Below are 24096 nucleotides of genomic sequence, written 5' to 3'. Positions count from 1 at the left end.
GGCTTGAGTTTAGAATTGATGCGCAGTAGTGACCATTGCATGTTTTTTACTTACTGCGTTTCGGCAATCATCAAGTCCGGTGTCCATTTTTTATTCGACTTTGCAGGGTATAGTCTCCTAACGCTTTTCGCATAGTCCTCGCTACCTCGTGCCAGGCTGCGGTGTCCAAGTTGCTCAGTTCAGGTGTAATTTCCAGCTCGGAAAGTTGCCGCTCTGCTCCACTGAGTATGGTTGCTACCAGGATTTGATCCCTCTCACTGAGTTTATGCCACACGTCGATGTCCAAAGCATTGGGATGAGCAAATCTAAGTTCGAGCCGAGCGCCACGATCATCTTGTGTCTCAGCATACCAGTTCTCGATTAAGTGCTGACATAGTTCCGAAAACTCTAGCCGAGGATGCTCTTGGGTCAGTTCTTCGCTGGTATAGGTAGTAGCCATCGTGTATGGAAATCTTTCAATAACTTTGTTGCCTATCAATGCATTGTGTAAACAAATATTCAATGCATTGTAGTTGTCGAAGTCAGTTGAGTCCTCTAGCGATACTTGATCATAGCGTAATATTTTCGGCCAATTATCAAGAATAGTATTAGTGTTATTGAGTGCCCGCGATATTTGAATGGTAATTTCATCGCTAAGCGGGATAGTGTCTAAGTTATTCTCAAAGAAGTGCCCGAGTTTCTTGAATAGATCTTTGACCCTAAGCCAGTCAGTGGTGCCTAGACTCATTAACGTAGCGTTGGCATTTTCAAAGCTGGATCCTTGGGCCGGCATGCAACATAGTTCTTGCGTGCTTAGCTGCTCACGTGGCCATTTTTTGATCATCGTAGGCTCGCCAGGCTTAGCGGCTTGGAAAATTAATCCGGCCGTGCCGTTATCGATTGCCAATCTAAATTTCGTTTCGTCGAATCGCTCATCATTGATATACGTATCTTTAAGGTGTATATCAATTTCGATCCTTGATTTGGTTGGGGTCAGCTCTACTGAGATCGTTTTGTAGAGCCAAAAGTCTGAATTCTTTGATAGGGTGTAGAAGAAAAGCTCTCTAAATTGCTCGCGCTCAATATTTACACGCTCATGCTCATTCCAAATGGCCTCAAGTTGCTCTTGCGTGCTATGTAACTGAGAGAGCAGCGATTGGCATATTTCGTCAAGTCTTATACGTTCTTCGGCTGCAAGATGCTCCATTTTCTTTACTTCAAGCTTCAGCCGATTTACATCCGCTTCAAGGTTTGCTTCCTCGATTATCGGAGATTCTATCCCCGTCGGCTGCTTCGAAGCCTGAGTGATATTTGCAGTCTGGCTCGCAGAACGCTTTGCTGAATGCGATTTAGGTTGCATTTTCTTAGTGGCTCTGGGCATTGTCAGTTATCCGAAATCTTCATAAAGTTAATTGGTTTGAGGAAAGATTGAGATGCAAACTCATCGTCTTTAATCGTTTCCAAAAAGATCTCGCGTGTAAACTTTTTCGAGTGCACCCTCAAGTCTACTATCCAATCTGTTGGCAAGTATTATTTCCGAGCGTAACTTGAATTCTTCCAGGTCCTTGATTACATGACTCCCTTCGAACTCGGTGTCGTCCAAGTTGGGTTCATAAATATAAAGTTTGATTCCGCTGCACGCTAGTCTTTTCATTATCCCCTGAATTGAGGACGAGCGGAAATTATCCGACCCTGACTTCATTATAAGGCGATATATGCCCACAGCTGTCGGCTTTTTCTTGATTATCTCATCGGCAATTATATCTTTTCTTGTCCGGTTGGATGATACAATTGCTCCGATCAAATCATTTGGAACGCTAGAGAAGTTTGCGAGTAACTGCTTGGTGTCTTTGGGTAAGCAATAGCCTCCGTAACCAAAAGACGGATTATTATAATGCTGCCCAATGCGCGGATCCAAGCTTACTCCATCAATGATCTGGCGGGCATTCAAGTTGTGATATATAGCATAGCTGTCCAGCTCGTTGAAATATGCAATTCGCATTGCCAAATATGTATTTGAAAAAAGCTTGATGGCTTCAGCTTCTGTGGAGTCAGTAAGTATTAACTTCGCGTCGGGTTTGTGAGCGGCGTCTAAAAATAGCTGTCCGATTGATTTACCCATTTCTGAGTCGTCACCGATGATCACTCTTGACGGATAGAGGTTATCATGCAGTGCTCGGCCTTCTCGGAGAAATTCGGGAGAAAAAAAGATGTTGGAATGTTGGAATTTCTTTCTTGCCTCTTCGGTGAATCCTACGGGGATAGTGGACTTAATCAAAAAAACAGCATTGGAGTTTATTTCTAGTGCGTCCGCTATAACCGTCTCTACCGAACCGGTGTCGAATTTATTTGTGTGGCTGTCATAATCCGTGGGCGTAGCGATGATAATTAGTTCAGCTTCTGAATAAGCCTCGCGCTTGTCAGTGGTCCCGCGAAGCCTGAGCTCCTCATTTGCCAGGAAATGCTCCAGCTCTACATCAGCTACCGTAGATAATCTATTGTTAATCCTTTCTACTTTTTCAGGAAGGATGTCAATTGCTAGAACGTCGTTATGCTGCGCTAATAGAACTGCGTTCGACAGCCCGACGTATCCAGTACCCGCCACAGTAATCTTCATAATTCTTTTGCTCGTTCCCGTGAGTCAATGCTGTCAATTAGAGTATCTCGTCGCTGCTTCTCTAGGGGGAAAGGCCAAGCCCCCGTAAGGCCCAGATAGATAGTCAATACTTAGGTTTGGATGATAATAAGGATCAGACTTCTCAGGACTAGACCAAGTGCTCCTGAAGTGATTCTGCTCACGAGTAGCTCTTGCCTGTTTTTCTGGGCTGAGATCTTTTCCTCGGCTTGCTGATTCCGCATGAATCAACTTGGCGGACGCACACCAGAGTACATGCAGTCCTTGTTGCTGAATCTTTAAACATAAGTCAACGTCATTAAACGCGACAGGATATGCACGTTCGTTCAACCCGCCTACGGAGTCGAAGACCGATTTTCTCAGCAGTAAACATGCCGCTGTGACCGCGCTTTGTCGACGCGTTATTTGATTAGTGCCTAAGTACCCACTATCCCGCTGTTCTAATGAGTTGCCTGTATGGGCGGCAAGCCCATTAACTCCAACAACTACACCACCGTGCTGCACCATCATGTTCGGCCATAATAGCTTAGCACCTACCGCGCCCACATCAGGCCGGAGAACTTGAGCGACCATTTCGTTTAGCCAGTTGGGCTCTATGATTTCGATATCGTTATTTACTAGGCCAATCAACTCCCCTGTTGCGTAGCTTGCAGCGCGGTTGTTAATCGTCGAGTAGTTAAAAGGGTAGGGATGGCGTACCACTTTTACACCGCGTTTACTAAGTTCGCTAAGGTAGTCTAGTGTTAGTCGATCACTAGATTGGTTATCGACAACAATGATCTCTAGATTGGGGTAATCGGTTTCGTTAAGCAGTCCCTCGACACAAGCATGCAGCAGCTTGTAGTTATCTCTCGTTGGGACGATAAGACTCACGCGGGGCAGTTCTGGCGGTAATGGCCAGTGTGCTCTGAACAGTGCTGGATAATCCACCAATTGGCTCACCGTCGCACCAGGTGCTAGATTCTTGCACAACCACTTCATTGCTTGCAGTCGCTGCGGGCACGGCTGGGTCTGCTCTGGGCTTGCTGGTCTTTGAACAGAGCGGTGGTATAGCACACGGGGCAGATGAGCTACCCTAGCTCGGGCTTGTTGCGTAGCTAGTGCGATGCCGGCAGTAAGGTCATTGACGTTTACTTCTGCGTTATTTTTGTAGCTCATCAGCAGGGACAAGGCATTCCTGATGATGTTGGCGCTGTAAATCGCTCCAGGGGTGAAAATGTCGGCGCCAATGAAAAGGTCTATATCCCACACTGGCTTCAGCCAGGGTAGGCTGCGCTCGCCTTGTGGACCATCCCGGTCGCAGTCCGCGTATGCCCATACGCTACCATCATCAAGCAAGGCACTCAGATGCGGTAGCGCGCTCGGGGCGAGGCGGTCTCCTGCTGTAATCGGCAGAACCCGATCACAACCGGCTTCAAGCAGCTCAGCCAAAGCTGGCAACACGTTGCTAGGTCCTGCGATAGACACTGGATGCGCAGAAACATGCCTTACCCCTAAACTGTTAAGGCTAATTTTTTCATGAAGGGTATTCCCGTCGCTCAGCATCAACACGCCCAGCTTACCCTGTAGTTGCGGTGGTTGCTGCTCATCTAACCCCTGGAACGCTTCGAACCAATGGGGGTAATGCTGCCATCCAGCGCTTTTGGGCAAACGCAAACTTTGCTCTTTAGCAACTTCGGTCATTAAGGCCAATGCTGCTCCGTTGTGCGCAGAGCTCAGTTGCCGGAGCAACCCTTCAATCCCCTCAGGCAGACAGCACAAACGAATAGGACTACCTGCCAAAGCTTGGCCTAGATCATTTACGATCTCTAGAACATGCAATTTGCCATCAGCCAATTCCCAAGGCAGATCAATGCCAAACCCATGGTCACTTGTAGCGCGGTAGACCAATGCTTGATGGTGTTCATTACATGTGGTTTGGGCGACTATTCGGTCGCCTTCCCGTACCGTTATATCTACGTGTCGATTGGGTGCTTTCGGATCCCAACACCAACCTCCCACACGCAGGCCACCCGTATGCCAAACCTGGGACGCGACCGAAGCGCTCTCTCCACTAGAGACTGGAGGTACTGTTGGAAGCAACAATTGACCGCCCAACACAAACGACTGATTAGCTATCCGAGCAGTGATCAACCGCGCCTCATCAAGCCACCGCTGGCGTAATTGCACTGCAAAACCATGGAACCGGTCGCCTGCAGGCACACTCGGCTCATACTGGTCAGCCCGTATGAGTGCCACGCTAGCGCCATCAATGAGTACCTCAACAACGGGACGGTGTTCTTCCTGCGTGTTATCCATCGCCCAGCCGTGCAGCACATCGCCTTGAAGACCGAGTATGGCCCCGCTGAAGTGAGGTTGAATGGCGGACACTTCCGTCTGCGGTTGTTCCATAAGGTGTTCGGTCATTGGGCCAGGCTCAAGGTAAAAGGCAATTTGTTAAAATTAGTGGCCCCATTGTCGCTTTTCAGCGGGGTAGGGCAGGCGAACAGTGCTAGGCCAAGTTGGGTCGCTAGGCTATGCGCTATTAAGTCACTGCCAGAATTCTTGGCCAGGCTCAGCACAGCCTCACAGCCAGCGGATTGGGCACGCTCGGCCAAACTGAAGCCTTCCACTTCTGGTAAAAGCTGGACACTCCCGATGGCCTGCAACTGATTCAGCCAAGGGCTATCGGCGTGCGCAAGCAAACGGATGTGTAGCCCGGCCTGGCTGATGTGACGAGCGGCATTCAGCCAGGCCATGGCAGTTCCCTCATCGCGCAGGCTGTCACCGATCATCAGCGACTGCGGCGCATGCGTAGGAGTCTCGTTAGCAACCGGGGTTGCCCCCACCATTAAGTTGGCGCCAGGCAACGCATCGCTATAAATGGGCTTGAGTGCCGGCCACGGCACCATGACGCTTACAGCCTCACGGGCAAACCGTTGCCAGTCGTAGTCGCTCTGTTGATCGAGCAAGCGGTCATCAAGGCACTGGATGCTATACGGAATGTCCAGCATTTCCGGCAGATCACATAATTCCACTGGGCATCGCGCCAAGTGCTCATACAAGATTGTCTGCAATGGGAGATTGCTTAGGCACTCGGCCAAGCGGATGAAATCGTTCGGCAGCTCGAATTCAAGATTCAGCGGTAGAGGTGTCAATGGAGCGGTCAACAGCACCCTGGTACTGTGGCTGCTCTGGTGATAACTCAAGCTGAAGTCGGCTTCTGGTATCGTGCCATCGTGGATGCGGAGCGTGTGGTCTGCACCCGTTTGCCAGCATGCACTCTGCAGATTTGCAGGCTTACGCGCCAAGTGCTCAAGGCGAGCTTGCTGCAAGGCTTGGCGTGCAGGTTTGATGGGGTCACGTAGGCAAAATGCTTTATAGCGCGCCGACGCGTCGGGGTAGCGTTTGCGCAATGTGGCGTTGTTCATCGCTACACGCAGTACCTTCTCGGCCCCGAACGAAATACCGCCCTGGTGCGCCACAAACACGTTAGGCGCCCCCATATGGCGCCAACCGTGACTACGGGCGCGCAGGCACCAGTCGGTTTCTTCACCATAACCGCGGGCCAGGTGCACCTCGTCGAGGTAGCCCACCTCATCGAGTGCCTCCCGCTTGATGTACAAGCAAAAGCCGCAGCCCGTCTCGATTTCCACCGGCGGGCTGGCTACTTGGCGGGCCAGTTCATCCAGTTCGGCCTGCGCCTTGGCGCTAGGCATGTCGTGGCAAATCTGGCTGCGTGGGAAGCTCATCAACTCGCCGTTGTTGGTGAGCGGCGTCACCGATGCAATGCGTTCATCGCTATAGGCCACTTCACGCAAGCGATCCAGCCAAGCACCGTGTACGCGGGTATCGGCGTTTAGCCACACCACATCTTTGTTCGGGCTCAGGGCCATGGCGCGATTCATCGTGCGGATGAACCCAAGGTTTACTGCGTTTTGAATCAGCGTGATCTTCCCTTTGGCAGCCAGCACTTTAAGCGCCTTGGCCAGCGCCGGGACGGGTGTCTTGTCTTCGATGACCACCAGGCGATGCGCAGTGCGGTTCAATTTGCGGGCGTCCAGCGCGCTATTGATGCACTCCAGTGTTTCGTCCAGCCCGTTATAGACCGGAATAAGCACATCTACCGGGTTGTTTTCGCCACCACCCGCACTGGCGGGTGGGACGAAGACTGGCATGGCGTAAACCGGGCTGCCGAGTAGGGGGGTGCCATTGGCGAATTGCAGAGTAACCGCAGCCGTAGGATTGGGCACGCTCACCCGTACCCCGCCATGGCTTGCTGGCAAGCCTGCTGCGCTGAGCAGCGGATGGCTGACGCTTGCGGTCGCGTTGATGCGCCCGCCATTGGCTTCAATTTGAATAGAGACGGGCACTTGCAGGTTGTGCAGATCGACTGCCCAGCCCTGGATTTCCTTCTGATCAGGTAGATAGCGTACAACCCCGACAGTACCGGGCGCATCGCTTTGTGCGGCAAGCAGCTTCAGCACAACCGCCAGCTCTTTCCCTGTATGGATATCGGGCAGGTGAGCCAGAATCATCCGACGCAAGTCCGCAGGTGTCTCCGAAAGGCTGCGGGCCTCCCACAGGGTCAGGCGCAGGCCAAGGTCATTAGGCTGAAGTTTCCAGGCGTTGGTCAGGTAGCGCGTGGCCAATGAGGGTTGGCCTTGCCCCAGCAGGCTACGCCCCACCAGGGCGTGGATATCTGCCCGGTCGGGCAGGGCCCTGGCGGCCTCGGCAAAAAATAAAAAAGCCAGCTTCGGCGTCTGCGGCAAGGCCGCGATGCCTTTCCATACGAGTGCTTCGGCCCGGTACTCGGGAATCTGCAACGCACATTCGAGTGCAGTTGCCGCCGCGTCGTGCTCGTTGGCCTGACGGTGGCGGTGGAAGATATCCATGAGCGTTTCTCGCCCATGGTCGAGTTGTCTGGACATAAGCTTGGCTTGGCTACAAAAAATAAAAAGAAGGGCGACTCGAAAGCCGCCCCCTTTGGCATACGCCCGGCCTTGCGGCCGGGTGTACGTTTCGCTACGACAGGGCTAGTTACACCTGGCCGTGCAGTACAACGACGTTGTCGATGTGTGCAACAGCTTCGTTGGAACCAACGATGCCCAGGGCGACGTCTGCTTGCGAAGCACCGGCTTCGATCTGAGCAGCCCAGAAGGCCTTGCCAGCGTCATCGGCGCTGCGGTCCAGCGAGGACTGGTACAGCGAATCGATAAAGTCGGCGTTGGCTTTGGAAGCTGCTTCAGTCGAACCGACGATTGCCTGAGCAACTTCGGCACGGCTAGCGCCGTTGAACAGCTGCGATACCCAGTCCTGCAGGCCAACTTCGTCGGCGTTGCGGCCCAAGGCAGCGGCGTACAGGCTTTCAACGAAGGTGCCGTTGGAGGCATCCAGAGCCTGAGCTTCGGCCGAAACCGAAATTGCAGCAGCTACTTCGGCAAGGGTGCCGCCGTTGGCCAGCAGCGAGGTCCAGCCTTCAGCGCCAGTGTCACCGTCGGTGCCACGGCCCAGCAGGGCCTGGTACAGATCGTTGACGTCAGCAGCGTTGTTGCCACCAGCGAACTCGTTGGAGTTCAGGAAGGTGTTGGCAACGTCGGTCAGCGAAGTACCGTTGTTGACGGCGGCGGTGAAGAACTTGGCGCCGTCGACGTCAGCATCACGACCCAGAACACCTTGGTACAGGCGCAGGGCTGCTGCTTCTGCTTCGTTGTGTGCCAGGGCGATGGATTGCTCTTCGCCGTCTTCACCAACGAACTTCAGGAACTCAGCGTCTTTGATTGCGGCAGTTTGGTTGCCGGTCAGGCTGACGTTGAAGCTGTTACCAACGGTCAGCTCGTAGTCATCGCGCGAGCCGTCCAGCTGCACAACGTCGAAGCCAGCGCCAGCGTTGACGACATCGTTGGTGCCGCTCAGGATGATGGTGTCATCGCCCGAGCCGGTGGTGATGTTGTTGTTGCCGTTGCCAGCAATAACGGTGTTGTTGCCGTTGCCGGTAACGATAGTGTCGTCACCGTCACCAGCATCGATCAGGGTGTTTTGGTCGCCATTGACCGTGATAACGTCGTTGCCGTTACCGGTAGCAACTACCATCTCGATGCCAGAGGTATCAACGGCAGCTGGTGCAACAGCAGCTGCAAGCAGTTGAACGTCAGCAGCTGTAGCGGCTTGACCTTGCAGGTCAACAACCAGGTTGGCGTCGCTTTGCAGAACATAAGCGCTAACGCCAGCGGCTTCGGCAGCAGCCAGGTCAACAACAACTTGGTCACCTTTGGCGCCTTCGACTTTGCCGAGGACGATGTCAGCTTGGCCCGAAGTTGGCAGTGCAACGGCAGCGCCTTCGATGCCAGCAATGTTTACGGTTTCGACATTGTCCAGGTTCAGCAGGCTGCTGATGGCAGCGATGGTGTTCTCGGACAGGTTGGCGCTATCGGCGTTCAGGGTGTCTTGCAGAGCGCTGCTCGACTGAGGGCTATCGTATTGCATGATGTATTCCTGTTACTTCAGGCCATATGGCCCGCTGCAATCGTATTCTGCTCGGACGCAGAGTTTTCCCACGGAGACTTAAGGCGGGCAGCGTTCATCTTCGTTACGGGTGTTAGGGCGAGGTGCAAGGCCTCCAGCGGCTCGTTGCCGGTGGGGCCGTGCATCATCTGATTCGCGACCAGGCGTTGTGGTTCCGTATTTTTGAAAACAACAAGGCCTGTCAATTCGTAATGCTTGCGCAGCGGGCCTACCAGGCTGAAACCGACACAGATCAGCGGCAGTCCCTGGCCACGCGCGCCAACTATGGTGCCTGTCGAGACATTACGGCATGGACCGGAGCCGGCCACCATGCAGGTATAAAGAAGGTCGACGCCGACAGGCTTTTCGGCCCAGTCGATGGCGAAGGAATCGATGAACTCATCAGCACCAGGTTCGCCCACCCAGCCTTCGCTGGACACGACTTCACCGCTCTGGCTCAGGTGAGCGGTCAGAGTGATGGGCAGTGGCTGGGTGCTGGCTGCAATGGCTTGCGAAGGGTCCGTGCTGGCCACGACGGCGAAGGTGCGCATGATGGCAGGGGAGGTGTCGATTCGGTCGATCCGAAGGTCTACAGGCTCGATTACCTCGTCGAACATATGGTACTCGGTGATCAACACTGTGGTAACGCCGCCCTTAACACGGGCGACGATAGTATCGCCCAGCTTGGTCAGCATGTTCTTGCTGACACCTTCGGCTGGAAAGAAGTCGATGGAGCCTTTGCCTAGCGGCGCTTGTTGCAAAGCAATGCAAACCGGCTTGTCCGCTGGAGGCTGCGAGGCGTACCTGAAGATGTACATCCCTGGTTCTAGCAGGGTGACCCGTGAGGTGATTTTCAGGCCGTCAAGGGTCTGCGAAGGCATAGACATGGCGTTGTTAAGCTCCTTTTAAGCAGTATCACTGGTAGCTAACTTGCTCAGACCCGTGCATACACTAACCGGCCATTGAAGGCTCCTTGCGAGTGGCGAAGATGCCGCCCGCGGCCGGGGATGTCAACAAAGAAATCTAAAAAAAATTTCATATCTATAGGGAACTTAGCTATATGCCGCGAGTTCGTACTGGGCGTTTTTTGTATAACCTAGTATTCCAGTAGGAGGAATGGATCCAAAAAAAACCCAGTAAAATCAATATCTTGATCATGTGAGACTTTTAATTTTCAGAAAATGCTGGTTTTATGGCATCATTTTTTCTGGGCCACAAGCTGTACGCCATTGGTCGCTTGGCTGCCTATCTGCTATGCACTGCGACTTGCTATGCGTAAATTTCGTGAAATCTAAAGGTTCGTCGGTGAACAAAGCGGGTGGTGAAGCAATCTGACACGCTGCCATCTTTTGTGGGTGTTACACTGCCCGCCGCTTTCGCCACTCTTCAGTACGGACACCATGAGTTATCAATCCGACAACAATCTGCAAGCCGCCCTCAGAGCCTGCAAAAGCAGCTTCCTCTCGGTAGGGTTTTTCAGCTTCTTCGTCAACGCACTCATGCTGGTGCCTACCTTCTTCATGATTCAGGTATCCGGCCGCGTTGTGCCCTCAGGCAGCACTTCAACGCTGCTTATGTTGACGTTGATCATGACCGTATTGGTTGCGACTATGGGGGCCTTGGAGTGGGTGCGCTCGCGCATCATGGTGCGTATCAGTAATCGCCTGGATGTGATGCTCAGCCGCGACGTATATAGGGCTAGCTTCAAACGTGCGCTGAACAGCGGCGGCTCTGACGCAACGGCGCAGTCGCTTAACGACCTCACCTCACTCCGCCAGTTCTTTACAGGGCCAGGGCTTTTTGCATTTTTCGATGCCCCATGGTTCCCCATCTACACCATTGTGATGTTCCTCTTCCACCCATGGTTTGGCTGGATGACCCTGTTTTGTGGCGCAGTGTTGACTGTGCTGGCTTTCGTCAACCATCGGTTTACTGGCGGTGCGTTAGCCGAAGCGAACAAGGAAAACGTAGCGTCCAACGTAGTAACGAACAGGACTCTGCGCAATGCAGAGGTCATCGAGTCGATGGGCATGCTCGACACCTTGATGGACCGGTGGGCCAAACGCCAGCGCAACATCATGCTGCTACAGTCCAATGCTAGTGATAAAGGCGGCGCAATCAGCTCCACTTCTAAAACGTTCCGTATCTGGTCGCAGTCCATCATGTTGGCGATGGGTGGCTATCTTGTCGTGACGCACGAAATCAATCCTGGTCTTCTGATGGCCGGCTCCCTGCTGCTGGGCCGCGCGCTGTCCCCTATCGACCAGATGATCAGTAGCTGGAAAGGCTTCGTCGCCGCAAAGGTGCAATACGACCGCCTAAGCAAAGTCATGGATGACCTGAAAAACGAACCTGAGCGCATGCCGCTTCCTGCTCCGGAAGGTCACATCCAGGTCGAAAACCTCATCGTGGCCCCGCCGGGCGCCAAGGCTCCGGTCATCCGCAGCATCAGCTTCGTAGCGCCCGCCGGCTCCATCGTCGGTATCGTCGGCCCAAGTGCCGCCGGTAAATCCACGCTGGTGCGTGCCCTGATGGGCATCTGGCCCCCTCAGCACGGTGTGGTTCGCCTCGACGGCGCCGACATCGCCAGCTGGGATAAGCATGCCTTGGGCCCTTACGTCGGCTACCTGCCGCAAGACATCGAGTTGTTCGAAGGCAGCATCAGCGAAAATATTGCCCGCTTCGACAAAGTGGACCCGGAGAAGGTGGTGGAAGCTGCCCAGATGGCCGGCGTGCACGAAATGATCCTCATGCTGCCCGACGGTTACGACACGGTCATTGGCAGCGATGGCGTCAACCTCTCCGGTGGCCAGCGTCAGCGCATTGGCCTGGCCCGTGCCATTTATGGCAACCCGCGCCTGATCGTGCTGGATGAGCCCAACTCCAACCTCGACGATGTTGGTGAGCGTGCACTGGGCGTCGCCTTGCAAAAACTCAAGGAAACCGGTGCCACGGTGTTCATCGTGTCCCACCGCCCCAACATCCTTACCCGCCTGGACCGTATCTTGGTCATGGCAGGGGGCACCATCTCGCTGTATGGCGAGCGGGATCGCGTCATTGCCGAGCTGGCCGCACAGCAGGCCAAGGCGCAGCAGCGGGTTGCTCAGCCCGCTGCTGCCCAGCCCCCAGCCGCTTCACCGGCTGCACCTAACGCAGCGCCGCCTGCGGCCCCGGCAGCTTCGCCTGCCGCCACCACCAGCCCCGGCGTTTGAAAGGATTTGTAGATGAGCAGTAAAGCGATCACCGAGTTCGATCACAATTTCGACGACATGCCCACGTCCGACCGCGGCATTCGCCGCATCGGCCTGACTATTGTCTTCATTACATTCGGCATTTTCGGCAGCTGGGCGGCGTTCGCCCCGCTCAGCAACGCCGTGCACGGTTCCGGTGTGGTTACCGTGCAGAACTACCGCAAGACCGTGCAGCATCTTGAAGGCGGCATCGTCAAGGAACTGCTGGCCCGTGACGGCGACCTGGTCAAGAAGGGCGACCCGCTGATTGTGCTGGATGAATCCCAGCTTAGCGCTGAATACGAGTCCACCCGCAACCAGCTGATCGTGGCGCGCTATAAAGAAGCACGTCTGCGGGCAGAGCGCGACGGGCTGAACGAGATCCCACCGGTCAAGATGGACGGCACCGATTCGGTCCGTGCTCAGGAGGCCATGGCGGGTGAGTTGCAGGTGTTCAACGCGCGGCGCAACTCGTTGCAGGGTGAAATCTCGGTCAACCGCGAGCGCATCCAGCAGATGAAGCAGCAGATCGCTGGTTTGAACGACATGATCGGGACCAAGAGCGGGCTGGAGAAGTCGTACACCGGTGAAATCAAGCAGCTCAAGGAGTTGCTGGCCGAGGGCTTTGTGGACAACCAGCGCCTGCTGGAGCAGGAGCGCAAGCTGGACATGCTCAAGACCGAAGTGGCGGACCACCGCTCCAACATCACCAAAACCAATTTGCAGATCGGTGAGACCGAGTTGCAGATCGTGCAGTTGAAGAAGAAATTCGACTCGGATGTGGCAAACGAGCTTTCGGACGTTCAGGCCCAGGTCTTCGACCTTCAGGAAAAAGAAGCAGCGCTGCGTGACCGCTTGTCGCGTGTGGTGATCCGCGCACCCGAAAGCGGCATGGTGCTGGACATGAAGGTGCACACCATTGGCGGTGTGATCAGTGCGGCGACGCCGATTCTGGATATCGTGCCTGCCCAGTCGGAACTGGTGGTGGAAGCCAAGGTGGCCACGCGGGATATCGACCGTCTGGAATTGGGTAAAACCGCAGACATTCGTTTCCCGGCATTCAACCAGGCCACCACGCCGGTCATCGAGGGCAAGCTGGTGCGCATTTCGGCGGACAGCCTGACCGACGAGCGCAGCGGCGATACCTACTACCTAGTGCGTGTGCAGGTGACTGAAGATGGCATGAAGAAGCTGGGTAGCCGCAAGCTGCACCCCGGCATGCCTGCCGACGTGCTGATCAACGCCGGCGACCGCACCATGCTGCAATACCTGCTCAAACCGGCCCGCAACATGTTCGCCGAATCGCTGATCGAGGAATGATTGTGCTGCGTTTGCTACCTGGAATGCTGATGTGCATGGTCGCCTGCCAGGCGGTGGCCGTTGAAGGGAAGGGCGCGCCGGCTGAGGTGCCCAAGGCGGTGTCGGCGTCAACCTACACACTGGACTTGGCCGGCCTGTACCGTGAGGCCAGGCTGGAAGACCCTCGGGTGCTCGCCGCCTATGCCCGCGCCCGTTCTGCCGAAGCCCAGCAGCGTGAAGCCTTGGGTGGCTTGCTGCCGCAGGTGTCGGCCAACGCCAACACCAGCCGCGTGCTGCGCAAGAACGAGATCGACCGCGACATCTATAACAACGAAAGCTATTCGTTGAGCCTGACCCAGTACCTGTACAACAAGCCGGCCTGGGAGCGGTACCAGAAGTCCAAAAGCGTCAAGGACCAGAAAGGCCAGCAGGCTGAGGACACCCTGGCCGAAGCCACAGTAGACCTGGCCAAGCGCTACTTCGTGGCCCTGGCTGCCGACGACGAGCTGGCGCTGGTGCAGGCTGAGCGCCGTGCCACGCAGAAGAACCTGGACCGGGTCACCAGCATGTTCGACCGGCAGATGGCCAAGATCACCGACAAGCTGGACATGCAGGCGCGTGTCGACTTTCTGGCCGCTCAGGAGGTGGAAGCCCGCAACCAGGTGCAGGTCAGCCGTGAGGCGCTGGCCGAGATCGTCGGCCGGCCGATCACCGAGCCCTTGAGCCGGGTGCGTAACGATGTAGCGCTGCAGGCGCCCACCCGGCCTTTGCAGGAGTGGTTGACCCAGGCCGTGGAAACCAACCCGCAGCTCAAGGCCTCGCGTAGCGGTGCCGAGGCGGCTATGGCGGCCGTGCGTGAAGGCAAGGGCGAGCACTACCCGCAGCTGTCCCTGAGCCTGAGCGCCCAGCAGAGTGACCAGGGTTACGACAACACCCAGGCGCCGCGCAGCGACAGCTATGTGGCAAGCCTTGGGGTGAAGATCCCGATCTACAGCGGTGGCTCTACCTCGGCCCGGGTACGTGGGTTGTATGACGAGCAGTTGGCGGCCGAAGAACAGCTCGAAGGCATTCGCCGCCAGGTGGTGAAGGAAACCACCACGGCCTTCCTCACGGCCCAGGCGGCGGTGGACAAGATCCGCGCCAACCGCAACGCCTTGTCCTCGGCCCAGCAGTCCAGCGTGGCGGCGCAGAAGGCGTTCAGTTACGGGGTCGTCAACGCGGTGGACGTGCTGACCAGCGTGCAAAACGAGTTCAAGGCGCGTCGTGATTTGCTCAAGACCCAGTACGACTTCATCACCAATCTGTTCCTGCTCAATCGTTGGGCAGGTCAGCTCAACCAGGACAGCGTGGACAACGTGAATGTGTGGCTGAGCCCCGTGCCTGAGCCGACCTTGCCGGGTGGTGACGTGGCGCGGCTTGATGCGCGTCGCTGATTGGACGTGTGGGGTGTAGGGCGGTTGAAAGGCGTCGCTTGGCAGACGCCTGATACTATTCCTAAGAGCCTTACGCGTTCCCCGTGTGGGAGCGGCCTTGCCGGGGCGCCGGACCGGCCGCGATGGGCCGCGCAGCGGCCCCGGGGGTATCTGCTGCAAGGCTGCAATCGCGGGGCCGCTTCGCGCCCCATCGCGGCGCAAGGCCGCTCCCACACGGGCTTGAGCCAGCCTCCCACACGGGGTATGGCCAGCCTCCCACACGGGCTATGGCCAGCCTTCAGAACTCAGCCAAAATCAGACCATTCCTACAGGCCAATCACTGGCCATTCTCCCCCCTGGAACTTATTCTCCCGCGCCGGTTCCTAACCCCCTCAATAAGGCCTGACCGGCAGCTGGCCGCGCGCCAATACTTTGTGAGTCGAGTACTCCCCCCGACCTATGTATACTGCCGCATGCAAGCGAGTACGCGCGGCTCGGAGCTGCTGCGTCAAGCCCCAATAATCACACATGCCCGCACGGCACTATCGGAGTTGGTTAAGTCGCATGAAAGCAATCGTTACTGGGATCACTGGTCAAGACGGCGCCTACCTGGCGGAACTGCTGCTGGAAAAGGGCTATACGGTCTACGGCACCTACCGTCGTACCAGCTCGGTTAACTTCTGGCGCATCGAGGAGTTGGGTATCCACACCAACCCTAACCTGCACTTGGTCGAGTACGACCTCACCGACCTGTCGGCCAGCATCCGCCTGTTGCAAACCACCGAAGCCACCGAGGTGTACAACCTCGCCGCACAAAGCTTCGTGGGTGTGTCCTTCGAGCAACCCTTGACCACCGCCGAAATCACCGGCCTGGGCGCTGTCAACCTGCTCGAAGCCATCCGCATCGTCAACCCGAAGGTACGCTTCTACCAGGCATCCACCTCCGAAATGTTCGGCAAGGTGCAGGAAATCCCGCAGGTCGAAACCACCCCGTTCTACCCGCGTAGCCCCTACGGTGTGGCCAAGCTGTACGCCCACTGGATGACCATCAACTACCGCGAGTCGTACAACATCTTCGCCACCAGCGGCATCCTGTTCAACCACGAGTCGCCCCTGCGTGGCCGTGAGTTCGTGACCCGCAAGATCACCGACTCGGTCGCCAAGATCAAGCTGGGCCTGCTGGACAAGCTGGAGCTGGGCAACCTCGACGCCAAGCGCGACTGGGGCTTTGCCAAGGAGTACGTCGAAGGCATGTGGCGCATGCTGCAGGCTGACGAGCCGGACACCTTCGTGTTGGCCACCAACCGCACCGAAACCGTGCGTGACTTCGTCACCATGGCCTTCAAGGCCGCTGGTATCGAGATCAACTGGAGCGGCAAGGAAGAAGCCGAGCAAGGCACCTGCGCTGCAACCGGCAAGGTCCTGGTCGTCATCAACCCCAAATTCTACCGCCCTGCAGAAGTCGAGCTGCTCATCGGCAACCCGGCCAAGGCCAAGCAGGTACTGGGTTGGGAGCCAAAAACCAGCCTCGAAGAGCTGTGCCGCATGATGGTCGAAGCCGACCTGCGTCGTAACGAAAAAGGGTTCTCGTTCTGATGCAAATGGCCAGCAAACGCGCACTCGTCACCGGGATCCATGGTTTCACAGGTCGCTACATGGCGGCCGAATTGCGGGCCAATGGTTATGAAGTGATCGGTATCGGGAGCCAGCCCTCGGCGGCGCCCGACTACCACCAGGTCGACCTGGCCGATGGGCCGGGCCTGCGTGCGTTGCTGGCTGAACTGCAGCCGGATGTGATCGTGCATCTGGCTGCCATTGCGTTTGTCGGGCACGGCGCTGCCGATGCCTTCTATCAGGTCAACCTGATCGGCACGCGCAACCTGCTCGAAGCCATTGCGGCCTGCGGCAAGGCGCCAGAGTGCGTGCTCATTGCCAGCAGTGCCAATGTCTACGGCAATGTTTCCGAAGGGATGCTGGACGAGCACACCCCGCCTGCACCGGCCAACGACTACGCCGTCAGCAAGCTGGCGATGGAGTACATGGCAAGGCTGTGGTGCGACCGGCTGCCGATCGTCATCACGCGTCCGTTCAACTACACAGGTGTTGGGCAGGCCGAGAACTTTCTGCTGCCCAAGATCGTTTCGCACTTCCAGCGCAAGGCCCCAGCCATCGAGCTGGGCAACCTGGATGTGTGGCGTGACTTCAGCGACGTGCGCGCCGTGGTGCGTGCCTACCGCGGCCTGATCGAGGCGCGGGCAGTGGGCCAGACCGTGAACGTGAGTTCCGGCATCACCCATTCGCTGCGCGAAGTTATTGCCAAGTGCTCGGCCATCACCGGGCACACGCTTGAGGTGCAGGTAAACCCTGCATTCGTGCGCGCCAACGAGGTCAAGACCTTGTGCGGCGACAACGCCCGCCTGCGGGCATTGGTGCCAGGCTGGCACACGCCTGACCTGGATGAAACGCTGGGTTGGATGCTCGCCGCTCAATGAAGGTCATTCTTTCCGTCGAATCGGTCCGCTTTCCACTGACCGGTATCGGGCGTTACACCTACGAGCTGGCCTCGCGGCTGCAGCAGTGCGATGACATCGACGACCTGCGGCTGTTTGCCGGGCGCAGCTTCGTGCCGGAGCTCCTCAAGCCTGCAGACCAGTCCGATGCCGTGCATGGGCTCAAGCGTTTCGTCCAGAAAAACGCCTTGGCCGTCGAAGCCTACCGGCGCCTGATGCCGTTTCTGCGTAAGCGTGCACTGCGTGGGCATGATGACTTCATCTACCACAGCACCAACTTTTACCTGCCGCCCTTCGCAGGCCGGAGCGTCGCCACGTTCCACGACTTGTCGCCGTTCACCTGGGCTCATTGCCACACCCCGCAGATCGCCCGGTACTTGCAAAAGGAGCTCATGCTGACGCTTGAGCGGGCCGATGCGCTGATCACGGTGTCCCATTACATTCGCCAGGAGCTGGCGGATTACTTCAACTGGCCGTTGGACCGCATTCATGCGGTTCCCCTGGCCAGCTCGCCGCAGTTTCACCCCCGCAGCCCGCAGGCGCTCACACAAACGCTGGCGCGTCATGGTCTGGAACCTGGCGGCTACAGCCTGTTCGTGGGCACCATCGAGCCGCGCAAGAACATCGAGAACCTGCTCGACGCTTATGGTCGCCTACCGCTTGCCCTGCGCCAACGCTGGCCGCTGATCCTCACCGGCTACCAAGGCTGGCGCAGCGAGGCCATCCACGCCCGCATCGCCCAGGCGCAGCAGCAGGGCTGGGCCCGCTACCTGGGCTTCGCCCCCAGCGAAGACTTGCCGTTGCTGTTCGCCGGCGCCCGCCTGTTCACCTTCCCGTCGCACTACGAAGGCTTTGGCCTGCCCGTGCTCGAAGCCATGAGCTCCGGCGTGCCGGTGGTGTGCTCCAACAGCTCTTCGCTGCCGGAAGTCGCTGGCAATGCAGCGCTCATGTGCGCGCCCGACGACGTCGATGGCCTGACCGCACTGCTGCAACGCGGCCTGGAAGACGAAGCCTGGCGCGCCACGGCCATCGCCCAGGGCTTGCAGCATGCCGGTGGTTTCTCGTGGGAGCGGTGTGCCCAAGGCACCCTTAAGGTGTATCAAGCGGTCAAGCAACGATGATCAAGGTCCTGCATTTTTTCAAAACCTATTACCCCGATTCCATGGGCGGTATCGAGCAGGTGATTTTCCAGATCGCCGAAGGCACCCAGGCCCACGGTATCGAGCCCGAGGTGCTGTACCTGAGCTCACGCGGCGCTGCCCGCAACGAGCCGGTGGCCAACCACCTCACGCACCGCGCCAAGCTCGACCTGCATGTCGCCTCCACCGGCTTTTCGCTGTCGGCGTTCAAGGACTTTGCCGAACTGGCCCGCAAGGCCGATATCGTGCATTTCCACTTTCCCTGGCCGTACATGGACCTGGTGCACTTCGCTACCCGGCTGAACAAGCCGACCGTAGTCAGCTACCACTCCGACATCGTCAAGCAGAAGTGGCTGCTCAAGCTGTACCAGCCGCTGATGAACCGCTTTTTCTCCAGCGTCGACCGGGTTGTGGCGTCCTCGCCCAACTATGCGGCGCACAGCCCGGTATTGACCCAGTTCAAGGACAAGGTGTCGATCATCCCGTATGGTCTGGACCGGTCCACGTACCCAAAGGCCAGTGCCGAAAAGCTGGCGTACTGGCGGCAACGGTTAGGCGAACGGTTCTTCCTGTTCGTCGGGGCGCTGCGTTATTACAAGGGGCTGGACTACCTGCTGGAGGCCGCACGCATCAGCGGCTTGCCCGTGGTCATCATGGGTGGGGGTTTTCTGGAGCAGCAGCTGCGCCAGCAGGCCAGCGACGCGGGCCTGAGCCAGGTGCAGTTCCTGGGTGGCTTGCCAGACGAAGACAAGGTGGCGCTGCTGGAACTGTGCTATGCCTTTACCTTCCCGTCGCACCTGCGCTCGGAGTCCTTCGGCATCTCGCTGCTGGAAGCGGCCATGTACGGCAAGCCGCTGATCTCCTGCGAAATGGGCTCCGGCACCACCTTCATCAACCTGGCCGACCAGACCGGGCTGGTGGTACCGCCGCGCGACGCACCGGCACTGGCCCAGGCCATGCAGCGGCTGTGGGACGACCCGGCCCAGGCCCAGGCCATGGGTGCCGCCGCCCAGCAGCGCTTCGAGCATGTCTTTACCGCATCGGCCATGGCCAATGCCTACGCCGAGCTTTATCGCGGCCTTTTGTAGCCCGGTCAGTCAGGCACAACGAGGGCGAAGATCGCCGCATGCCGGCCCTGCCGGCGTGAACCGAGAACGGATTTCATGGAACGACGCACACTATTGATCACTGGGGCCTCGGGCTTTGTCGGCAGCGCCCTGTGCCAGCGCCTGGCGACGGTCGAAGGCCTTACGCCGCGCGCCGCCTTGCGCCGCGGAAGCTCATTGCCTTTGGCGGGCATTGACGCGGCCACCGTTGCGGACCTTGGCGCCGATACTGACTGGCAAGCGGCCCTTATCGATGTAGACGTCGTGGTGCACGCGGCGGCGCGCGTGCACGTGATGAAGGAAACCGCCACCGACAGCCTGGCCGAATTTCGCCGTGTGAACGTGCAGGGTACGCTCAACCTGGCCCGCCAGGCGGCGGCTGCGGGCGTGCGCCGTTTCATTTTCATCAGCTCGGTCAAGGTCAATGGCGAAACCAGCCAGCCGGGCCAGCCCCTGCATGCCGACGATACCCCCGCGCCCCAGGACGCCTATGGCGTTTCCAAGCACGAGGCCGAGCAGGGGTTGCAGGCGGTAGCCGCCGAAACGGGCATGGAAGTCGTCGTCATCCGCCCAGTGCTGGTCTACGGCCCAGGCGTCAAGGCCAACTTCCTCAGCATGATGCGCTGGCTGGAGCGCGGCGTGCCCCTGCCGCTGGGGGCGGTACACAACCGTCGCAGCCTGGTCTCGCTGGGCAACCTGGTCGACTTGATCATCACCTGCGTGGATCACCCTGCGGCCGCGGGCCAGACGTTCCTGGCCAGCGATGGCGAGGATGTATCACTCAGCGAGTTGCTGCGGGCCCTTGGCCAGGCATTGGGCCGTCCCGCCCGCCTGGTGCCGGTGCCAGGCGCGCTGTTGCAAACGGGCGCCGCGCTGCTGGGGCGCCGTGACCTGGCCCAGCGCCTGCTGGGCTCGCTGCAAGTGGACATCACCAAGAACCACCAACTGCTGGGCTGCCGACCGCCCTACACCCTGGAGCAAGGCCTGGCCGCCACCGCCCGCGCCTTCAAGGAGAACCCCCGCCCATGACCGCCATCCTCATCGTGGCAGGCATCGCCACCTGGCTGATGACGGCCGCACTGCGCCGCTACGCGCTGTCGCGCAGCCTGCTGGACATTCCCAATGCCCGCAGCTCACACACCTTGCCCACACCCCGTGGCGGCGGCGTCGCCTTCGTCGTGGCCTTCATGGCCGGCGTGCTGGTGTTGGGCTGGGCAGGGTATGTGGCGCCGTCGGTGCTGGTGGGCATTCTCGGGGCAGGGGGCTTGGTGGCCGTGATCGGGTTCATGGACGACCACGGGCACATCGCCGCGCGCTGGCGCCTGCTGGGCCACTTTGCTGCAGCCGCCTGGGGGCTGGCCTGGCTGGGCGGCCTGCCGCCAATCAGCGTGTTCGGCTGGCCGTTGCATGCCCTGTGGCTAGCTGCGCCGCTGGGGCTGCTGTACCTGGTCTGGCTGCTGAACCTCTACAATTTCATGGACGGCATCGATGGCATTGCCAGCATCGAAGCCATTTGTGTGTGCCTGGGTGGCACCGTGCTGTTCTGGCTGGCGGGTGCGCCGGGTGCTGCGTGGCTGCCGCTGCTGCTGGCCGCCACCGTCACCGGTTTCCTGATCTGGAACTTCCCGCCGGCGCGTATCTTCATGGGTGATGCCGGCAGCGGTTTTCTCGGCATCGTGCTGGGTTTGCTGGCAATCGTGGCAGGTTGGATAGATCCGCTACTCTTCTGGGGGTGGTTAATACTTCTGGGTGTGTTCGTGGTGGACGCTACCTTCACCTTGGCGCGCCGTTTGCTACGCGGTGAAAGGGTCTACGAAGCACATCGCAGCCATGCCTACCAGTACGCCTCGCGGCGCCACGGTCGCCACCGGCCGGTAAGCCTGGCGGTGGCGGCCATCAACCTGGGCTGGCTGCTGCCCGTCGCGTTGGTCGTGGTGGTGCTCAAACTGGATGGGGCAACCGGAACCTTGGTGGCCTATGCCCCTCTGATACTGTTGGCAATTGCCTACCGGGCAGGGGAGAAGGAATAGCATGCTCCAGCAAGGCAGGCGCAATCAGGGTTGTACAGGGCTGTATGTTCGGCAGTCGCTCTGGTCATTTTCACAATTTGGCGTAGCCATGAGGAAAACCGGATGAGCAACGCAAAGAACGACAGGCTACGGCAGTTTCTGGTCACCCTGTCACGCCGGCAGAAACGCCTCATCCAGGTCTGCACGGACATTGTCCTTATCTGGTTCGCCTTGTGGTTGTCGTTCATCGTGCGGCTGGGCGTGGAGGAAATGTACAACCCCATCGTCGAGCACACCTGGCTGTTCATGGCCGCGCCGTGCGTGGCTATTCCCTTGTTCATCCGCTTTGGCATGTACCGGGCGGTGATGCGCTACTTCGGCAACGATGCGCTGGTGGCGATCATCAAGGCGGTGACCCTGTCTTCGCTCATCCTGGCAGTGGTGGTGTACTGGTACAGCAACCACGAGGCCGTGGTACCGCGCTCGACCATCTTCAACTACTGGTGGTTGAGCATGGTGATCATCGGTGGCTTGCGCCTGATCATGCGCCAGTATTTTCTGGGCGACTGGTTCACCGGCGCCCATCAGATCCCTTTCGCCAACCGCGACGACGGGCAAATCAAGGTAGCCATTTATGGCGCAGGCACCGCCGGCAACCAGCTGCTGGCGGCGCTGCGCATGGGCCGGGTGATGCGCCCAGTGGCCTTCCTCGACGATGACGGCGACCTGGCCAACCGGGTCATTTCCGGGTTGCAGGTGTACAAGCCCAAGCACTTGCAGCAGATGCTCAAAGAAACCGGCGCCCAGGAGGTGTTGCTGGCACTGCCCTCGGCCACCCGCGCGCGGCGCCGGGAAATTCTCGCCCTGCTCGAACCGTACCCGCTGCACGTGCGAAGCGTGCCGGCCTTTGCCGACCTGGCCACTGGCCGGGTGAAGGTGGACGATATCCAGGACGTGGACATTGCCGACTTGCTGGGCCGCGACCCGGTCCCCGCGCAGGAAGGCTTGCTGGAGCGCTGCATTCACAAGCAGGTGGTGCTGGTGACCGGTGCCGGTGGCTCCATTGGCGCCGAGCTGTGCCGGCAGATCATCGGCCTTGGGCCCAAGACCTTGCTGCTGCTGGACCATGCCGAGTTCAACCTGTACAGCATTCTCAGCGAGCTGGAGCAGCGCGTGGCCCGGGAGTCGCTGTCGGTGCAGCTGCTGCCGATCCTGGGCTCGGTGCGCAACCAGCAGCATCTAGTCGATGTGATGAGCACCTGGCGTGTGGATACCGTCTACCATGCCGCCGCCTACAAGCATGTGCCCATGGTCGAGCACAACATCGCCGAAGGCATTCTCAACAACGTCTACGGCACTTTGTGCACGGCCCAGGCGGCGTTGCAGACCGGGGTGGCCAACTTCGTGTTGATCTCCACCGACAAGGCCGTGCGCCCGACCAATGTGATGGGCAGCACCAAGCGTTTGTCCGAGTTGATCCTGCAGGCGCTTAGCCGGGAAGCGGCGCCGGTGCTGTATGGCGATTGCAACAAGATCGCGCGGGTGAACAAGACCCGCTTCACCATGGTGCGTTTCGGCAATGTGCTGGGCTCGTCCGGTTCGGTGATCCCGTTGTTCCACCAGCAGATCAAGACGGGTGGCCCGCTGACCGTTACCCACCCGAAGATCACGCGTTACTTCATGACCATCCCGGAGGCGGCGCAACTGGTGGTGCAGGCCGGGGCCATGGGGCAGGGTGGGGATGTGTTCGTGCTGGACATGGGCGAGCCGGTGCGCATCGTCGAGCTGGCGGAGAAGATGATTCACCTGTCGGGTTTGAGCGTGCGCAGCTCCTCCAACCCCCAGGGCGACATCGCCATCGAATTTACGGGGTTGCGGCCGGGTGAGAAGTTGTACGAGGAGCTGCTGATCGGCGACGACGTATCGCCCACCGCGCACCCGATGATCATGGCGGCCAATGAGGACTATCTGGCGTGGGAGCGGTTGCGCGAAGGGCTGACGCTGTTGTTGGCGGCGGTGGCCGAAGACGACTTCACCCGCGTGCGGCAGTTGCTGCGCGAGATGGTGAACGGCTATTCGCCCCAGGGCGATATCGTGGACTGGGTTTACTTGCAGCGTCGCCAGGGGCCGGTGGAGCGGTAAGTGCTTGGCCTGCCTATTGGGTTTGGCGCTCGAGGGGGTGGTCGTGCCTTTGCAGCCATCGCTATTGATGTGCGGACTGATACCCTGGGGCCGCTTTGCGGCCCATCGCGGCGCGAGGCCGCTCCCACAGGTGCGATTAGGCCTGTGCTTCA

General features: G+C 58.5%; 16 protein-coding genes. 10 read left to right on the top strand and 6 right to left on the bottom strand.

All coding sequences use genetic code 11. The features are described from left to right. Window positions 1–70 precede the first annotated feature (70 nt). The 6 genes from ACF8GB_RS20155 to ACF8GB_RS20130 form a co-directional block, all read right to left on the bottom strand. The gene (locus ACF8GB_RS20155) at window positions 71–1360 is read right to left on the bottom strand and encodes a hypothetical protein (protein ID WP_392527533.1); all 1290 of its coding nucleotides are present in this window, start codon (window positions 1358–1360) and stop codon (window positions 71–73) included. A gap of 69 nt (window positions 1361–1429) precedes the next feature. Next, window positions 1430–2596, bottom strand: coding sequence for a nucleotide sugar dehydrogenase (locus ACF8GB_RS20150; protein WP_392527532.1), 1167 nt, complete (start codon window positions 2594–2596; stop codon window positions 1430–1432). Window positions 2597–2629: 33 nt separating this feature from the next. Continuing rightward, window positions 2630–5020 carry a glycosyltransferase gene (locus ACF8GB_RS20145; protein WP_392527531.1) on the bottom strand — a complete coding sequence of 797 codons (2391 nt, stop codon included), beginning with the start codon at window positions 5018–5020 and terminating at the stop codon, window positions 2630–2632. Then, window positions 5017–7488 (bottom strand): glycosyltransferase, encoded by a 2472-nt coding sequence (locus ACF8GB_RS20140; RefSeq protein WP_392527584.1) that lies wholly within the window; start codon window positions 7486–7488, stop codon window positions 5017–5019. Before ACF8GB_RS20140 ends, ACF8GB_RS20145 begins: the two co-directional genes overlap by 4 nt. Window positions 7489–7633: 145 nt before the next feature. Continuing rightward, the gene (locus ACF8GB_RS20135; protein ID WP_392527530.1) at window positions 7634–9079 is read right to left on the bottom strand and encodes a DUF4214 domain-containing protein; all 1446 of its coding nucleotides are present in this window, start codon (window positions 9077–9079) and stop codon (window positions 7634–7636) included. A 17-nt stretch (window positions 9080–9096) separates the two neighbouring features. After that, on the bottom strand, window positions 9097–9978 hold the full coding sequence (locus ACF8GB_RS20130) for a hypothetical protein (RefSeq protein ID WP_392527583.1): 882 nt from the start codon (window positions 9976–9978) through the stop codon (window positions 9097–9099). A gap of 519 nt (window positions 9979–10497) precedes the next feature. On the opposite strand from ACF8GB_RS20130, the gene ACF8GB_RS20125 reads away from it, so the two are divergent. From ACF8GB_RS20125 to ACF8GB_RS20080, 10 genes are all read left to right on the top strand, one after another. After that, on the top strand, window positions 10498–12309 hold the full coding sequence (locus ACF8GB_RS20125) for a type I secretion system permease/ATPase (RefSeq protein ID WP_392527529.1): 1812 nt from the start codon (window positions 10498–10500) through the stop codon (window positions 12307–12309). A 12-nt stretch (window positions 12310–12321) separates the two neighbouring features. Then, window positions 12322–13647 (top strand): HlyD family type I secretion periplasmic adaptor subunit, encoded by a 1326-nt coding sequence (locus ACF8GB_RS20120; protein ID WP_392527527.1) that lies wholly within the window; start codon window positions 12322–12324, stop codon window positions 13645–13647. Next, a complete protein-coding gene (locus ACF8GB_RS20115; protein WP_196121775.1) occupies window positions 13644–15059 on the top strand; it encodes a TolC family outer membrane protein in 1416 nt (471 codons plus the stop codon). Before ACF8GB_RS20120 ends, ACF8GB_RS20115 begins: the two co-directional genes overlap by 4 nt. A gap of 543 nt (window positions 15060–15602) precedes the next feature. After that, on the top strand, window positions 15603–16634 hold the full coding sequence (gene gmd / locus ACF8GB_RS20110; protein WP_058605499.1) for a GDP-mannose 4,6-dehydratase: 1032 nt from the start codon (window positions 15603–15605) through the stop codon (window positions 16632–16634). After that, complete coding sequence (locus ACF8GB_RS20105; RefSeq protein ID WP_392527526.1) at window positions 16634–17530, top strand: GDP-mannose 4,6-dehydratase; 897 nt, start codon at window positions 16634–16636, stop codon at window positions 17528–17530. The genes gmd and ACF8GB_RS20105 overlap by 1 nt, the downstream gene beginning before the upstream one ends. Continuing rightward, window positions 17527–18669: a glycosyltransferase family 1 protein gene (locus ACF8GB_RS20100; RefSeq protein WP_058638450.1), complete on the top strand. Its 1143-nt coding sequence runs from the start codon at window positions 17527–17529 to the stop codon at window positions 18667–18669. The genes ACF8GB_RS20105 and ACF8GB_RS20100 overlap by 4 nt, the downstream gene beginning before the upstream one ends. Further along, complete coding sequence (locus tag ACF8GB_RS20095) at window positions 18666–19775, top strand: glycosyltransferase family 4 protein (protein WP_058638449.1); 1110 nt, start codon at window positions 18666–18668, stop codon at window positions 19773–19775. The genes ACF8GB_RS20100 and ACF8GB_RS20095 overlap by 4 nt, the downstream gene beginning before the upstream one ends. Before the next feature lie 75 nt (window positions 19776–19850). Then, window positions 19851–20822: a UDP-glucose 4-epimerase family protein gene (locus tag ACF8GB_RS20090; protein WP_392527525.1), complete on the top strand. Its 972-nt coding sequence runs from the start codon at window positions 19851–19853 to the stop codon at window positions 20820–20822. Then, entirely contained in the window at window positions 20819–21823 is a 1005-nt protein-coding gene (locus ACF8GB_RS20085; protein WP_078478171.1) for a glycosyltransferase family 4 protein, read from the top strand. Before ACF8GB_RS20090 ends, ACF8GB_RS20085 begins: the two co-directional genes overlap by 4 nt. A gap of 102 nt (window positions 21824–21925) precedes the next feature. After that, a complete protein-coding gene (locus ACF8GB_RS20080) occupies window positions 21926–23944 on the top strand; it encodes a nucleoside-diphosphate sugar epimerase/dehydratase (RefSeq protein ID WP_078478172.1) in 2019 nt (672 codons plus the stop codon). Window positions 23945–24096: the final 152 nt, after the last annotated feature.

The organism is Pseudomonas sp. xss_4 (assembly GCF_043104125.1).
GTDB classification, from domain to species: Bacteria; Pseudomonadota; Gammaproteobacteria; order Pseudomonadales; family Pseudomonadaceae; genus Aquipseudomonas; species Aquipseudomonas parafulva_B.
Note: the sequence above shows the minus strand (reverse complement) of the source record. Positions and strands in the feature narration are given on the sequence as shown.